Raw genomic sequence first — 15,357 nt, 5'->3', positions numbered from 1 at the left:
TTATACAAAAATACCCTTGAGTTGAAAATCATATTAAATTACAAGCTTAACGATTCTGGAAAGGTTCGTGTTTACGTTTTTCCAGGAAAGCAGCCATACCTTCTTTTTGATCAGCAGATTCAAAGCATCCGCCAAACTGTTTTGCTTCAAAGGCAATTGCGTCGTCCATACCCATTTCAAGACCATCATTGATAGCTTTTTTAGTATTGCGAACAGCAATTGGAGCATTGTTAGCAATTTTACCAGCTAATTTCAATGCAGCAGGCATTAATTCGTCTGCCGGATAAACAGCATTAACCAGGCCCCAGCTCAAAGCGTCAGCCGCTTTGATATTGGTGCAGGCATACAGCATTTCTTTTGCTTTACCAGTCGGGATCAGACGTGCAAGACGCTGAGTACCACCGAAACCAGCAGTGATACCAAGGCCAACTTCAGGCTGGCCAAAGGTTGCATTTTCAGAAGCCAGACGAATATCGCAGGACATGGATAATTCACAGCCGCCGCCCAGTGCAAAACCGTTAACCGCAGCGATAACCGGGATTGGTAAAGTTTCGATCTTTCTGAAAATATCGTTTCCTTTTTTACCAAAAGCTTCGCCTTCAGCCTGAGTCAGGCTGCTCATTTCACCGATGTCCGCACCGGCAACAAAAGATTTCTGACCGGCGCCTGTAATAATCAGGCAACGGATCGTATCTAAATCAACACCGTCGATGACCTTGTCCAGATCTTCAAGTACTTCACTGTTTAAAGCGTTTAAAGCCTTTTCACGGTCGATGGTGATAACAGCAACTGCACCCTGTGGTTCATATTTAACAAAACCCATTGTAATTACCTTCTCTCCTTAATTGATATGTTTAATTTCCTTTTTCTGCTAAGAGAAAGATCGAAATAAAAGGCGTAAGCTGCAGAAACGACGTCTTGTCATTTCTATATGAGCGCGCTGACCGCAGCTACACGCAGCTTACCGAGTAATTCGTCCTTTACTTTTGCAAAATTAGTCCATTTCTACGATGGTGGACACGCCCATACCGCCGCCTACACATAAGGTTGCAAGACCTTTTTTAGCGCCGCGTTTCTGCATTTCGTGCAGTAAGGTTACCATGATACGGCAACCGGAAGCACCAACCGGGTGACCCAGAGCGATGGCACCGCCGTTTACATTCAATTTATCTTCAGGAATATTTAAAGTTTTGCCTACAGCACAAGACTGAGCTGCGAAAGCTTCATTTGCTTCAACTAAGTCCATATCATCGATGGTTAAACCAGCTTTTTCTAAGGCTTTGCGGCTTGAGAAGATTGGTCCAACACCCATGATGGATGGATCAACACCAGCGGAAGCACCGACAACAAATTTAGCCATTGGCTTAACGCCTAATTCTTTTGCTTTTTCAGCAGACATAACAACGATGGCAGCAGCGCCGTCATTGATACCAGAAGCATTTGCAGCAGTTACGGTACCGTCTTTTTTGAAAGCCGGACGCATTTTGCTGATACCTTCGGCAGTTACGCCTTTTCTTGGGAATTCATCAACTTTGAATTCAACAATTTCTTTTTTAACTTTAACCGGAACTGGTACGATTTCATCGTCGAAACGACCAGCTGCCTGAGCGGCTTCACATTTCTGCTGGCTCTTAGCGGCGAAATCATCCTGATCTTCGCGGGTTACATCATACTGTTCTGCTACATTTTCAGCAGTGATACCCATGTGATAGTGATTGAAGGCATCGGTTAAACCGTCTTTGATCATGGTGTCGATGAACTGGCCGTCGCCCATTCTGTAGCCATAGCGTCCTTTAGGAACAGCATAAGCAGCGCCAGACATGCTTTCCATACCACCAGCAACAATAATATCCGCTTCTCCAGCCTGGATCATAGCAGCTGCAAGGTTGATGCATTTAAGGCCAGAACCACATAAATTGTTAAGTGTTAAAGCTGGAACTTCAACAGGAATACCAGCGTTTACAGCGGACTGACGAGCGACACTCTGTCCCTGAGCTGCCTGTAATACACAACCCATTAATACTTCGTCAACGTCTTCCGGTTTAACACCTGCGCGGTTTAATGCTTCTTTAATAACGATGGTTCCCAAGTCTACCACTGGAACGTTTGCTAAAGAACCACCAAAACTACCAATTGCTGTACGTACAGCACCAGCTAATACTACTTCTTTTGCCACTTAAAATTCCCTCCATTAATTCTCACATTTCCATGTGAATATTTGAATCATTTATCTTATACTCCAACTGTCCATTTATAGAACAAAAGGAGTATCTGTTAAATATATAACAATACTACCACATATTTGGCGAATTTGCAATAGATTACAGGAAAATTCTGTTATTAAACGGTCTTTTTTTGTGAAATATGTATATACAGGTATATTGACCCCCTATAACTACTCAAATCATACATAAGCGGTGTTTTATTGTATATTTATACTACTCAACAAAGCTTTAAATTAGCCTTATTTTGAGATTTCTTTTTTCTTAGCATAATTTGTGTTAAAATAGCCCTTAAGAAAACCGCTAAAAGCTAAAAGAAAGAAAATGAAATCATGAACCTATTATCCGTCATCAACCTTAAAAAAACCTACGGTGTCAAAACCCTTTTTGAAAAAATCAGTTTCAACATCGAGGACAGCGATAAAATCGGCGTCATCGGCGTTAACGGCACTGGGAAATCCTCCCTGCTTCGCATTGTCGCCGGGCAGGATACCCCGGATGCTGGCGAAATCCGCATCTACGGCAGCAAACGCATTGAGTATCTGGCCCAGACACCCGAGCTCGACCCAAATGTCACCGTCCTGGCCCAGGTCTTCCGGGCCGACACGCCGGAGATGAACACTCTGCGGGACTATGAGAGCACTCTGGATCTCCTGGCGCGTTACCCAGAGGATGAAAAACTCCAGAAGCACCTTCTGGCTCTGACCGATACCATTGACGCAGGCGGCCTGTGGAACCTGAAATCCCAGGTCGAAACCATCCTGACCCAGCTGGGTATCAAGGACTTCGACAAAACCATCGGCACCCTGTCCGGCGGGCAGCGCAAGCGCGTGGCAATGGCCTCCGTACTCCTGACCCCCTGCGACCTCCTGATCCTTGACGAGCCCACCAATCACCTGGATAATGAGACCATTGCCTGGCTCGAAAAGTATCTGGAAAACCGCAAGGGCGCCCTCTTAATGGTCACACATGACCGCTATTTTCTGGACCGTGTCGTGAACAAAACCGTCGAGCTGGACGGCGGCGCCCTGTACGAATACACCGGCAATTATTCCGAGTTCGTCGAAAAAAAGGCCGCCCGCAAAGAGTTCGAAAACATTATGGAACAGAAACGACAGAACCTGTACCGGCGTGAGCTGGCATGGATCAGGCGCGGTGCACGTGCCCGGACCACCAAACAGAAAGCCCGGATTCAACGCTTCGAGGATATTAAAAACAGCGCCGCCGACCTGAGCGAGGATATCCTCGAAATCAACGTAGGCTTCACCCGACTTGGTAAACAGGTGATAGACATGGACCATGTGTCCAAGTCCTTTAAAAACCAGTGCGTGGTGAAGGACTTCAGCTACATTTTCGGGCCCGATGAACGCATTGGCATCATCGGAAAAAACGGCAGGGGGAAATCCACTCTGCTGAATCTGATTGCTGGAAAAATCCGGCCAGACAGTGGAACCATCATTATCGGCGACACGGTCAAAATCGGCTATTTCTCCCAGGAATCCGAAGACATGGATCTGAATCTGCGCGCCATTGAATACATTCGCGAGGGCGCTGAAACCGTGGAAAACGCCCGGGGTGAGGTCATCACTGCGGCCCAGATGATGGAGCTGTTTCTTTTTGACCGCTACGCCCAGTGGGTGCGGATCTCCGAACTGTCCGGCGGTGAACGCAGACGCCTGTATCTGCTCCGTATTCTTATGTCCGCACCGAATGTTCTGCTCTTAGACGAGCCCACAAACGATTTGGATATCGATACTCTCAAAATTCTGGAAAATTACCTGGATGATTTCCAGGGCAGCGTGCTCACCGTCTCCCATGACCGCTACTTCCTGGACCGGGTGTGTGATACTATCTTCTCCTTTACAGGCCGCGGTAATATCCTGGTGCAGACCGGTAATTTCACCGATTACATGCAAAAGCACGCAAACCGGGATCAGGACGACAAGATTAGTAAACCCAGTGAACAAAAAACCGAGAAGCCCCGGCAAAAGGCTGTGAAGCTGAGTTACCGGGAACAGCAGGAATATAACTGCATCGATGCTGATATGAAGCAAATGGAGGACCGCTTGGAGGCCATCGACCAGGAGATAGCCGTAATCACTACCGACTACACCCGTCTCCAGGTTCTAACCGAGGAAAAAGAGTTGCTGGAGAACACACTCCTTGAAAAAATGGAGCGTAAGGAGTACCTGGAAGACATTATTCGTCAGTCAAAGAAAAACAGGGGATGATAAAGTGCTAATTCAGCCCCTAATATAAATAGGAAGAAAAATTAAATTTTACGCTTTGTTTTACTTTATTTATGCTTTGTTTTCTGGTAAACCATCACCCCTGCGGCAATGACCGCCGCAATGGCAACAAACCCAAGGCCAAGGAAATCCATGCTGTCTACACCTGTATCCGCATTGGGAGACGCCGTACCCGTAGAATACTTAAGCTTGGACGAGCGTCTGACATTGACGGCCTTAACCTCCATCGCTGTGGGCTCGCCTTCTGCCTCTGATGCCACCTCAAAGCTCACCGGGGTGGCGTCCAGATGATAACCTGAGGGCGCTTCGGTTTCCATGACCTGATAGCGCCCGGGCGCCAGATTGCTGACCCAGATCCTGCCGTCTGAATCGGTGACCATATCCTTCTGGAGCGTATAGCCATTGGCATCCAGAATTTTAAAGCTAGCCCCTGCCAGCGGGTTCCGTTCTTCGTCCATTTTTAAGATTGACAGGCGTCCCTGGTAGCTTATATGTACCCCCAGATCCACCACAACAGGTTGAGTCTGTGCCGAATCGGAAATGGTGAAATCCATGACCTCGCGGTTTCGCAGAAAGCCGCCGGGTGCCTCAGTTTCAACCGCCCGATAGGTTCCTGGCTCAAGGCCGTCACAGCGGACGCTACCGTCTGCGCCTGAGGTAACAGCGGCTACGGTCCGGTTGTTTTCATCTGTTTTTAAAACCTCGAACCGTGCCCCCTCCAGGCCATTGCCGTTTTCGTCCTGTTTTTTGAAAACAACACTGCCCCGGGGGCCGGTTTGGGTTCCGAGCGTCTGGACAACAGCCGGCTCGGCTCCAGCTGCTTCCAACCGGTCCGTCACCTCGGCATCACCGGCAGCCTCCTCACTCAGGGCAATGACGGCCACACCATCGGTGCCCACATAAACGGTGCCGTAAAGCTTACCGTTTTTATCGGTCAGAGGCAATGACAGCTCCTCGGTGATGATCACGCTTTCCGGCAGCTTAAAGGTATAATAGTTTCCTGACTTCAGAACTGCTGCCTTCTCCACAGCCGCCGAGCTGTCCGGTTCCATCTTGTCAGCGGACTCGCTGCTGCCTTTATCAGCAGGCTCCGATTTGTCCGCCGGCTTTATGGTATCTGTTTTTGCCGGCGCAGTGGGCGTGGGCTTTGTTTCTGCCCCCTGGGCCGCCCAAACGGGTGAAAACGAAAATAATATGACCATGAGAAGGACTGTCAGAGTGCCCGTTATTTTTTTCATGCTGATTCCTTTCTATGAATACAATGGGAAAATCTCCAAAATTTTATAATACATTAAAATATCCTATGTATTACTTACCCATAAAAAGGCTTTTCCCACATCTTAAGAGCTACCTGCTTTTTTCTTTATGCTTTTAGCTTTAGAAGAAAGTTAGTTGTCATTTCTTGCTCTCTGTCAGGAAAAATCGAACAGCATCTGTCCAAAGCTGTAAGTTTTTGATATAATAGTATCGTAAGATATTTTGAATTTACAGGAGTGTATAAAATGCGCAAGGACAACGATCAGCGAATCTATCTCAATGACGACGATCCCACGGTGGTTTATCTGAAAAATGTCATTGATGACCCCGATATTCAGGTGGGGGAACATACCTATTATCATGATGAAAAGAATGACCCTCGGGATTTTGTAAAAAACAACGTATTGTACCACTTTCCCGAGTTCCACCAGGATAAGATTATTATCGGGAAATACTGTTCGCTGGCTTCAGGCACGACCTTTATCTGTCCCCTGGCCAACCATAACTTTGATTCTCTGGCCAACTATCCCTTCCCCATTGTGAATGCTCACTGGGCATTGGACGAAAGTTTTTTCTCCGATGACAAGGTCTGTACCCTCAAAGGGCCGACGATCGTGGGCAACGATGTGTGGATCGGGTACAACAGCGTGATCATGCCGGGTGTACACATTGGTGACGGCGCCATTATCGGTACCCGCAGCGTCGTGACAAAAGACGTCCCGCCCTACACAGTGGTAGCCGGCGACCCAGCCAGGCCCATCCGTAAGCGTTTTGATGATGACACCATTGAGAAACTCATGGCACTGAAATGGTGGGATCTCCCCGACGAGGAGATCCGTGAATTTCTGCCCGAACTGATCAACGGCCATATTGACGCCGTTCTCGAAAAGAAATGGCTTGGCGATGCGGCCCGTACAGTTATTGAACGACTGGGAAACACGAAATAAAAAAAGGACTGACACCAGTCCTTTTTTTACGTTTATTCTTCACATCCCTCATGCCCATACTTATTCAGGTAGCGCTCGCGTTCGGCTGCGACCATCTCGTCAGGGATTACGGCCACGTCCACACCGCCCTTGAGTGCCAGATAAGATTTAGCGGCCTTCTCGGTGACCTTACAGCAGGTGAGGGCCTCGGTCATATCGCGGCCAAAGCACATGGGCGCATGATTCCGGATAAGGATTGCATTCTTCTGACCAATGGTTTCAATAACAGCCTCGGCCAGCCGCCGGTGCTGCCCGGCATTAATGTATTCAGGTGTTACTGGAATACCGCCGCCGATGAGCTGGCTCATTTCCTCAAAAATTGGGGGAATCCCCTGCTGAGAAGCGCACATGGCTGAGGCGTAGGTGGGGTAGCATTGAATAATGGCATTGACGTCTTCACGTCTTTCGTAAATCAGACGGTGAATATGGACCTCGGAGCTCGGATACCAGACACCCTCTACCTTACAGCCCTCGGCGTTTACCACCACCAGATCCTCGGGGTAAATATCCGTAAAAGACACCCGGCTCGGGGTAACCAGCAGCTTTCCTTCACCCAGGCGCATGCTCACATTGCCCCAGGTGCCAATGACCATTTCGTTGGCTTCCAGCCATCGGCAGGCATCCACAATGGCTTTTCTTTCTTTTGCGTATTCCATAACATTCTCCTTTCACACATTTAAAAGCAGGATAACCTTTTCATTCCAGATTCAGGAAAACCCGAAGACAGGATTATGTCTCCGGGTAAGGTTTGTTTAAATGTTATTATACTCTTTTAAGGAGAATTCATCAACTAAACTTTTAAGGTTCTTAAGACTTTCATTCCTTCTTACTGCTCGTGACCGTAGCTGTAAAGGAATCGGTGACGTTCTGCCTTAACCATATCCTCTGGAATAGTGGTGATCTCCACACCGCCCTTAAGCGCCAGATAGCACTTGGCTGCCTTCTCAGTTACCAGCGAGCAGGTGAGCGCCTCTTTGAGGTCACGCCCTACACAAACAGGGGCATGATTGCGGATCAGGACAGCGTTTTTATCGCCGAGTGCTTCGGCTGTCACCTCTCCCAGACGCACATGCTGTCCGGCGTTCACATATTCAGCTGTGATGGGGATTTCCCCGCCGATCATCTGGCTCATTTCCTCAAAAATGACAGGAATACCGTGGTCCGCCGCACACATGGCTGAGGCATAGATGGGGTGGCAGTGAACCACTGCGCCCACGTCGGGCCGGTTGACATAAATAAGCCGGTGTACGTGCATCTCAGAGGTGGGGCTGTGTTCGCCCTCAAGCTTGCTGCCCGCCATATCCACAATCACCATGTCCGCTGGTGTCAAGTCCTCGTAGTCGATTTTGCTGGGTGTCACCATGATCGTGCCATCATCCAGGCGCACACTCACATTTCCCCAGGTACCGATGACCATGCCGGTATCCTGGAGCCACAGGCAGGCATCGATGATGGCCTGCCTTATTTCCATGTATTTCATCTTGTTCTTCCTTTCTTCCCCAGTTTCCAAAAAGGAAAACCCGGAGGCCAATCTGCTGTCTCCGGGTTTTGATGGGGTTTATTCATTTCAGAAAATAGTCACATGACTTTGGTTATTAGAGATCCTTTTTAGCTTTACGCTGGCCGTAAGAGTTATTAAAGCTGTCAATCATGCGGGTCATTTCGTCGTGGTCCAAAAGCACCGGCGTACCAATAGCTCTTGCTTTAACATAGACTTCCGCGCACTGTTCGATCTGTTCCACAATATTGAAAGCATTGAGGATATCGCCGCCTCCGGCGATAAGACCGTGGTTAGCCATAAAAGCGGCATTGCGTTCTTTCATGGCTTCGAAGGTATTTTTAGCCAGTTCCATTGAGCCGTAGGAGGCGTATTCAGCACAACGGACATCATAGCCGGAGAATGCGACCAAATAGCTGGAAGCCGGCAATCCTTCTCTCAAGGTTGCCAGAACAGTACTGTAAACTGAGTGGGTATGCACCACTGCGGCAATATCGTCGCGGTCAGTATAAAAGATACGGTGGAGCTCGTGCTCGCTGGAGGGCTTACGGTCACCGTCCACAATCTCACCCTTCAGATTCATGACAACAATATCTTCGGGCTCAGTTTCAAAATAGTCAATGCCGCTTGGACTGATGGCAAACAGACCTTCTTCCCGGTTTAAAATACTGATGTTTCCTCCAGTCCCCTTGGTTAATCCGTGGGTAATCAACATCTGGCAGTATTTAACAACGTCTTCTCTTTCTTTTTGCAGTAACATTTTTAATCTCCTCTTTATTATATATTTTTTCAGGTTTATCTTTCCAGCCCTAACGGTATTCGTACAACATTCTTCGGCCTTCTGAAAAGCGCTTTACATCGGCGACAATCTGTTTGGTATGATTAATAAGGACGTCGTCGGTAGCACCGGCAATATGGGGTGTAATGACCACATTGTCGAGTTCAGTGATATATGGATGGTTGCTGGCAATAGGCTCCTTAGCATAGACATCGAAGGCAGCGCCGGCAATCCGCTTTTCCCGGAGTGCGTCGATCAGGGCTTCCTCGTCAAGAATTGCGCCTCTGGAGCTGTTGATAAAATAAGCGGTCGGTTTCATGAGAGCAATCATTTCACGACTGATAATACCAGTAGTTTCCGGAGTAATCTTCATATGGCAAGTAATAAAATCAGCGTTTTTCATCAGATCTTCCAATTTTTCTGCTTTTTTAACGCCGACTTCCTCCAGATCAATAGGACAGAGAAACGGGTCATAAATCAACAGTTCCATACCAAAAGCGCGGGCAATTTTGCCTACACGACGGCCGATACTGCCGTAACCCACGATTCCCAGGGTTTTGCCATGGAGTTGAGTCCCCTTAAAGACCATATAAGGTGAACCGGGTTCCATATCCCAAACCATATCGACCTTTAACCCTTCCTTAGTCACTTTCTGGGCATTGGGGTCTGCGGTAAATTTACCTTCTTTCAATGCCTTGTAAGCCATTGGGATCTTTCTGGCGATGGAGAGTATGAGACCTACAGTCATCTCTGCCGTGGTGTCAGAATTACGTCCTGGTGTATAGATAACAGGGATACCTCGTTCTTTTGCTGCAGCCATATCAACATTGACAGGAGTGGCTCGTGTACAGGCGATAAGCTTGAGGTTCGGGGCATTTTCGATGACCGCTCGGGTAATATCATCATAGCTTGTGATGATAATGTCCGCGTCGGCGGATTTCTCCATCAGCTCCTCCTCCGGCATTTTTGGCAGGCCAATGGCCCAGCCATCCTTTACCACTTCGCCCATTTCGTATAATGGCTTTAACTGTTCTTCATCATATTCTGCAGTAAAAAAAATTTTCATTGTGTTATCCTTCTTTCTGTCTCTAGTTTTCACGAGTACGTTTACTGATGGTTTTCATCACATCGGCACGGGCTGTCCACAGGCTTTCGCAGGCAATACGGATGCCCTTATACAATGTGTAAATATCTTCGTAAATCGCATTCTGGTCTGGTCTCGGACGGTAAATACGCTCGGATTTGCAGGTTCTTCGGGCCGCATCGGTATAGCTTTCATATTCGCCTACCGCAAGTCCTACCATCATGGCAACTCCTTTGGCACCAAACTCGTTTCCAGCAGAAACAACAACTTCCATACCAGTGACGTCTGAGATCATCTGCGCCCAGATCGAGCTCTTGGCTCCCCCGCCGGCAATAAAAATTTTGCTGTTTCTATCCGCGCCCTGCAGGCAGTCTTTAATGGAAAGGGTGATGCCTTCGTAAACCGCATGAACTAAATCTGCACGCTTGGTGTTTGCGCTGATACCAAAGAAGTTCGCCTTGGCGTGCGGGTGATAAAACGGAGCACGTTCACCCGCTGCACTGATGTAGGGATGGTAAATCACGCCGCCGCTGCCGGCCGGAACGTCCTTGATCATGATATCGACCTTAGAAAAATCCTTAGTCAGAGCAATTTCGTTGAGCACCCAGTCGATGTTCGGTGTTCCGTTCATGGTTGGCATCAGATTGACAAACAGATCGCCCACCGCATGCTTTTCAAGGCGGGTTCCCTCCTTGCCAAATTCGCAGTCTTCCTTTTTCATGAAGATTTCATTGGCGCAGGTAGTGCCTAAGATAACGCAGATGTCCTTGTCTTCTACGGCTCCGATCCCCACCGCAGCGGCGACAACATCGATGGCTCCCGCTACGACCGGCGTCTCTGGATTAAGGCCAAGATCCTTCGCGACACCGTCAAGAACATTACCGACGATTTTGTTGGAAATAACCACTGGAGCGATCAGATCTGCATACTCGCCCAGATCCAGTGCCTTTAACAAATCCACTGCCACTTCACCTTTTTCTGCGTCCATTAAAGATGTTCCTGTGTCACTCATATCGCCATTGATGATACCAGTCAGCTTATAACGCACCCAGTCCTTACAGAAGAACATGGTTTTCGCTCTGTCCAGTACTTCCTTGCGGTTGTTTTTCATCCACTTCAGCAGCATCAGCTGTGTTCCTGTCAGCGGCGGTGTCCCGGTTGTTTTGAAAATCATTTCGCCGAGCTTTGGATCATCCTCTGTCACCTTGGCGACTTCATCGGCAGCGCGGCCGTCACACCACAGAATCGCATCCTGTACGGGTTCACCGTTTTCATCCATGAGCCAGATACCCTCGCCCTGGCCGGTGACGCCGATACCCAGAATATCGTCTGCCTTTGCCGGTCCGTTTTCCATGATCATTTTGATACAAAGAGCAACCTTTTCCCACAAAATATTCATGTTTTGCTCTACATCTGTATCACCGATATAAATGGGCTCGTTTTCCAAAGTTTCGACTAAAATTTCATTGCCGTCCACATCAAACAAAACTGCCTTTACATTCGATGTCCCCGCATCAATGCCGATAATATACTTCATGTTTTCCCTCCGAGAATCATAGTTTTTTCAGACAACGGCGTCCCCCTTGTTGTCACAATGCGGCCGTTGACTTATCTATCTAAACCACAAGGTGGTTCAAACCAGTTTTACAAACTAAGAGTTCTCACAATGCGTTCTGCTGTCATATCGGTGGTGATGAGTGTGTCGATGACCCCAGAGGCCAAACAGCCGATGATAGCTTCGGTCTTATCTTCCCCACCAGCTATGGCCACAACATTCGGAATATTTTTCAGAATGTCCATATTCGCGCTGATAACACGGTCACGGATAAAACAATCCTGCCAGCGGCCATCAATGGTTACTGGATTCACACAGACATCTCCAATAAAACCGTCCTGCCTCAGCCGGTCAATGTCCTCGACCTTCAGCAGACCACGCTTACACATGGTAGACTCCCGGCTCACCTGCCCGATCCCAAAGAGCGCCACATCACAGCGCCTCATGAGCTCATAGGACTTTTGAATGGTCCGCTCTTCCATTAGCATTCTCTTTGTCTCCGCGTGATCGACAACAACTGGCGCGTAAAGCATATAACACACACTGTCCAGCTTATCTGCCAGCGACCGGGCGATTTCATCCGACTTTAACATATCCATGTCAATGTTTTGCGCTCCGACCATCTGCACCACTGTGCACTCACTCCGCCTTTTAAAAGAAAGGTTCGAAATGGTTGCCGCCAGCGTTTCCCCCCAGGATACCCCAATGCTCATACCCGGCTGAAGGTAATCCTCCAAATACTGAGATGCCGTATTTGCAAGCGACGGCAGATAATTGCTCTCACCATCATACGATTCCGCAATGATTACTCTTTTTAAACCAAAATGTTCCTCGATCGCCCCTTCATACGCTACATTTCCCTGAGCATAGCCGTTAACCTTTATGGTGACAATGCCCATATCCCTCAGGGAGCTGATGATCCGATTCACACGCTGTCTTGTAAAAGAAAGCCGCTTTGCGATCTCATCCTGCGTCATGCCTAAGGTATAATACCAGTGCGCGATCTTGATATACAGATTTTTATCTTCCATGGCAACCTCCAAATAAGTGTCCATATTTTTTTCATTATTACATATGTCCACTTATTTTTCAATTGCGTTACATTTGTATTTTTATTTTACAAATGTATTTCATGAATATAATTTACACCGTTTCCTTACATTTGTCAAGTAATATTACATTTTCTCACCATTTTTTTAAGGTAATAGTTCTGATTTTATCTTTTTAGCCCTAAAAAGCGCAAAATAAAAAGCCTAATGCACAAAAACGCACATCAGACTTTTTATTCATAAAAATTGCTTTTATTTATTTAATTTACTTTTATTTCCCAAAAATCTCCGTCCGTCGTTCCCACAACGGCCCGAAAGCAGCTCTGAGCTCGCGGTAGAAGGTATAGCCCTTTTCGTACATCTCATTTTGGCGGGGTTTATATATCTTTTTAAGCCGGCAGCATTTAGCAGCGGCGTCACCCACGCTCTCAAAGAGGCCAATGGCGACCCCGGCCGTCATGGCTGCCCCCAGTGCTCCGAACTCGGAGCCCTTAGTAACCACAACGGATTGTCCGGTCACATCGGCAATCATTTGGGACAGTGTCTCGCTTCCTGCGCCGCCGCCGGACAGCAGCAGGCGCTCACCATAGCTGCCGCCCTCCAGACAGTCACGAACCGAGAAAGCCAGTCCTTCGTATACCGCGCGCATAAGATCTCCCTTGGTCGTTCGTGAGTTCACCCCAAAAAAGCTGGCGCTGGCATCTCGATGCTGAAAAGGAGCCCGCTCACCGGCAGCGGACAGATAAGGATGGTAAATAATCCCGCCGCTTCCCGGACGGGTATCCTCGATAAGGCCCTCGACCACCCGGTAATTGGCGCTTCTGGCAATCTCACGCATCATCCATTCGACATTTTCCATACCGTTTATGGTGGAGGACAAATCTATGGCCAGATTCTTCTGCACGTGGTGCAGGTAGTGTCTGCGGCAGCGTGTCACATCACAGTCATGGAGCCGCAGCACCTGTTCCACAGCGCAGGTAGTGCCCAATACCACCGCGGCGTCACCCACGCTCACCGCACCAGTGCCTACCGCTGAGGCGACCACATCCATGGCCCCGGTGACCACCGGGATTCCGATCCGTAAGCCCATCTTTTCCGCAGCAGCCGCTGTCAACGCCCCGGCAACTGTATCGGAAGACAATACCTCAGGGATGTTGTTTTCCACCTCGGACAGACTGAGCACAGTCAGAGCCTGTTTGGCCGGCGCGCCGTCGATAAGTTTTAAATAGGCGGCGCCTCCGTCGGTGGGATCTGTGGCTATTTTATCCGTCATACAGTACCGCAGCCAGTCCTTTGCGAAAAACACAGTCTGAATCTGCTGGTACACATCCGGGCGGTTATCCTTGGTCCACCACAGCAGCAGAAGGGGGCTCCCAGCCCCTATCGGCGTGCCCAGATTTCGGTGCACCAGCTTGCCGATCCCCGGTGTTTTTTCATTGACAGCCCAGTTTTCCTCATGGGCGCGTCCGTCATTCCACAAAATTGCTCTGCCCACTGGCCGGTTGTTTTTATCCAGAGCCCACAGCCCCTCACCCTGTCCGGTCACCCCGACTGCCAGGATATCCTCAGGCTTTGCAGGGCCCTTCTCCATCAGCAGGCGCACGCAGGCCGCTGTTTTTTCCCAGAAGAAATTCATATCCAGTTCCTTACGTACACCGTCCTCTATAATATCGCTGGGTGCAGCCACAGTCTCGATCTCATGGCCTGTGGTATCGAAAAGAACTGCCTTTATTTTGGTGGTGCCGCCGTCAATCCCGATGATATAGTTCATTTTTTCATCTCCCGTATATTTCTTGACTCACTGCTAATGATTCTGTGTTATAATAAATTACATTATACCAAAAAAACAATGAAAAATCGATAAAGGAGCATTGATATGAAACTATATTCCTGGAACGTCAACGGCATCCGGGCGGTGGCACAAAAGGGCTTTACCGAATGGGTCGAAGCCGCTCAGCCCGATATTCTATGCCTTCAGGAGGTCAAAGCCTCTGAGGATCAGATCAGCGAGGACATCAAGGGCATTCCCGGCTACCACAGCTTTTTCCACTCTGCCGAGCGCAAAGGCTACAGCGGCACTGCTGTTTACTATAAAGAAGAACCTCTCTCAATCACCACCGGACTGTCCGATGACCGCTTCAACCATGAGGGCCGTACCATTATCATGGAATATCCGGCGTTCACCCTCTTTAATATTTACTTTCCCAATGGTCAGAAGGATGATGAGCGTCTTCAGTTTAAAATGGATTTTTATGACTGTTTCTTAAAGGATGTCAACGCCTTGGTCGACCAGGGTAAAAAGGTCATCATCTGCGGCGATGTCAACACTGCACATACCGAGATGGACTTGAAAAACCCCAAATCCAACGCCAAACGCTCGGGCTTCCTGCCTATGGAGCGCGAGTGGCTTGACCATTTCTTTGAAAACGGCTATGTGGATACTTACCGTCACCTGCATCCAGATACCATTGAGTACTCCTGGTGGTCCTACCGTTTTAATGCCCGGGCCAACAACGCCGGATGGCGCATCGATTATTTCTTTGTGTCCGACAACGCCATCGGCATGGTCAAAAACGCCGCTATCCACACCGATGTCACCGGCTCTGACCACTGCCCGGTTTCCATCGAGATTGAGGTCTGAAAAGCCTGACCCGGTTATGATCCCCTGGTATACGCTTT

At 48.5% G+C, this 15,357-nt stretch carries 13 protein-coding genes; 3 read left to right on the top strand and 10 right to left on the bottom strand.

The window, feature by feature from the left end; translation table 11 throughout:
* Window positions 1–46: 46 nt before the first annotated feature.
* Window positions 47–823, bottom strand: coding sequence for an enoyl-CoA hydratase-related protein (locus CPZ25_RS15080; protein WP_058695955.1), 777 nt, complete (start codon window positions 821–823; stop codon window positions 47–49).
* A 171-nt stretch (window positions 824–994) separates the two neighbouring features.
* Window positions 995–2,176 (bottom strand): acetyl-CoA C-acetyltransferase, encoded by a 1,182-nt coding sequence (locus tag CPZ25_RS15075; protein ID WP_013378875.1) that lies wholly within the window; start codon window positions 2,174–2,176, stop codon window positions 995–997.
* Window positions 2,177–2,554: 378 nt separating this feature from the next.
* On the opposite strand from CPZ25_RS15075, the gene CPZ25_RS15070 reads away from it, so the two are divergent.
* Window positions 2,555–4,453: an ABC-F family ATP-binding cassette domain-containing protein gene (locus tag CPZ25_RS15070; RefSeq protein ID WP_096919159.1), complete on the top strand. Its 1,899-nt coding sequence runs from the start codon at window positions 2,555–2,557 to the stop codon at window positions 4,451–4,453.
* 65 nt (window positions 4,454–4,518) lie between these two features.
* Here the strand turns inward: CPZ25_RS15070 and CPZ25_RS15065 are convergent, their stop codons facing one another.
* On the bottom strand, window positions 4,519–5,709 hold the full coding sequence (locus CPZ25_RS15065) for a SpaA isopeptide-forming pilin-related protein (protein ID WP_096919158.1): 1,191 nt from the start codon (window positions 5,707–5,709) through the stop codon (window positions 4,519–4,521).
* A 264-nt stretch (window positions 5,710–5,973) separates the two neighbouring features.
* Here CPZ25_RS15065 and CPZ25_RS15060 point away from each other — a divergent pair, with 264 nt between their 5' ends.
* The gene (locus CPZ25_RS15060) at window positions 5,974–6,675 is read left to right on the top strand and encodes a CatB-related O-acetyltransferase (protein ID WP_058695958.1); all 702 of its coding nucleotides are present in this window, start codon (window positions 5,974–5,976) and stop codon (window positions 6,673–6,675) included.
* Window positions 6,676–6,707: 32 nt separating this feature from the next.
* Here the strand turns inward: CPZ25_RS15060 and CPZ25_RS15055 are convergent, their stop codons facing one another.
* From CPZ25_RS15055 to CPZ25_RS15025, 7 genes are all read right to left on the bottom strand, one after another.
* Entirely contained in the window at window positions 6,708–7,370 is a 663-nt protein-coding gene (locus CPZ25_RS15055) for a class II aldolase/adducin family protein (RefSeq protein WP_074617389.1), read from the bottom strand.
* A gap of 170 nt (window positions 7,371–7,540) precedes the next feature.
* Window positions 7,541–8,194 carry a class II aldolase/adducin family protein gene (locus tag CPZ25_RS15050; protein ID WP_074617388.1) on the bottom strand — a complete coding sequence of 218 codons (654 nt, stop codon included), beginning with the start codon at window positions 8,192–8,194 and terminating at the stop codon, window positions 7,541–7,543.
* Window positions 8,195–8,309: 115 nt separating this feature from the next.
* Complete coding sequence (locus tag CPZ25_RS15045) at window positions 8,310–8,972, bottom strand: L-fuculose-phosphate aldolase (protein ID WP_074617387.1); 663 nt, start codon at window positions 8,970–8,972, stop codon at window positions 8,310–8,312.
* 49 nt (window positions 8,973–9,021) lie between these two features.
* A complete protein-coding gene (locus CPZ25_RS15040) occupies window positions 9,022–10,056 on the bottom strand; it encodes a 2-hydroxyacid dehydrogenase (RefSeq protein ID WP_058695961.1) in 1,035 nt (344 codons plus the stop codon).
* Window positions 10,057–10,078: 22 nt separating this feature from the next.
* Window positions 10,079–11,611, bottom strand: coding sequence for an FGGY-family carbohydrate kinase (locus CPZ25_RS15035; RefSeq protein ID WP_058695962.1), 1,533 nt, complete (start codon window positions 11,609–11,611; stop codon window positions 10,079–10,081).
* A gap of 107 nt (window positions 11,612–11,718) precedes the next feature.
* Window positions 11,719–12,660, bottom strand: coding sequence for a sugar-binding transcriptional regulator (locus CPZ25_RS15030; protein WP_096919157.1), 942 nt, complete (start codon window positions 12,658–12,660; stop codon window positions 11,719–11,721).
* 289 nt (window positions 12,661–12,949) lie between these two features.
* A complete protein-coding gene (locus tag CPZ25_RS15025) occupies window positions 12,950–14,449 on the bottom strand; it encodes an FGGY-family carbohydrate kinase (RefSeq protein ID WP_096919156.1) in 1,500 nt (499 codons plus the stop codon).
* A 105-nt stretch (window positions 14,450–14,554) separates the two neighbouring features.
* Between CPZ25_RS15025 and CPZ25_RS15020 the strand changes: the two genes are divergently transcribed.
* Window positions 14,555–15,319, top strand: a complete 765-nt coding sequence (locus CPZ25_RS15020) for an exodeoxyribonuclease III (RefSeq protein ID WP_096919155.1) — start codon at window positions 14,555–14,557, stop codon at window positions 15,317–15,319.
* Window positions 15,320–15,357: the final 38 nt, after the last annotated feature.

The sequence above is a fragment of the Eubacterium maltosivorans genome, assembly GCF_002441855.2.
Classification (GTDB): Bacteria; Bacillota; Clostridia; order Eubacteriales; family Eubacteriaceae; genus Eubacterium; species Eubacterium maltosivorans.
Note: the sequence above shows the minus strand (reverse complement) of the source record. Positions and strands in the feature narration are given on the sequence as shown.

What these genes read in the sequence shown, in the direction of transcription:
- CPZ25_RS15040 (WP_058695961.1), bottom strand. Translation starts at nt 10,056, where the DNA reads ATGAAAATTTTTTTTACTGCAGAATATGATGAAGAACAGTTAAAGCCA.
- CPZ25_RS15055 (WP_074617389.1), bottom strand. Translation starts at nt 7,370, where the DNA reads ATGGAATACGCAAAAGAAAGAAAAGCCATTGTGGATGCCTGCCGATGG.
- CPZ25_RS15045 (WP_074617387.1), bottom strand. Translation starts at nt 8,972, where the DNA reads ATGTTACTGCAAAAAGAAAGAGAAGACGTTGTTAAATACTGCCAGATG.
- CPZ25_RS15050 (WP_074617388.1), bottom strand. Translation starts at nt 8,194, where the DNA reads ATGAAATACATGGAAATAAGGCAGGCCATCATCGATGCCTGCCTGTGG.
- CPZ25_RS15065 (WP_096919158.1), bottom strand. Translation starts at nt 5,709, where the DNA reads ATGAAAAAAATAACGGGCACTCTGACAGTCCTTCTCATGGTCATATTA.
- CPZ25_RS15070 (WP_096919159.1), top strand. Translation starts at nt 2,555, where the DNA reads ATGAACCTATTATCCGTCATCAACCTTAAAAAAACCTACGGTGTCAAA.
- CPZ25_RS15030 (WP_096919157.1), bottom strand. Translation starts at nt 12,660, where the DNA reads ATGGAAGATAAAAATCTGTATATCAAGATCGCGCACTGGTATTATACC.
- CPZ25_RS15035 (WP_058695962.1), bottom strand. Translation starts at nt 11,611, where the DNA reads ATGAAGTATATTATCGGCATTGATGCGGGGACATCGAATGTAAAGGCA.
- CPZ25_RS15020 (WP_096919155.1), top strand. Translation starts at nt 14,555, where the DNA reads ATGAAACTATATTCCTGGAACGTCAACGGCATCCGGGCGGTGGCACAA.
- CPZ25_RS15025 (WP_096919156.1), bottom strand. Translation starts at nt 14,449, where the DNA reads ATGAACTATATCATCGGGATTGACGGCGGCACCACCAAAATAAAGGCA.
- CPZ25_RS15060 (WP_058695958.1), top strand. Translation starts at nt 5,974, where the DNA reads ATGCGCAAGGACAACGATCAGCGAATCTATCTCAATGACGACGATCCC.
- CPZ25_RS15080 (WP_058695955.1), bottom strand. Translation starts at nt 823, where the DNA reads ATGGGTTTTGTTAAATATGAACCACAGGGTGCAGTTGCTGTTATCACC.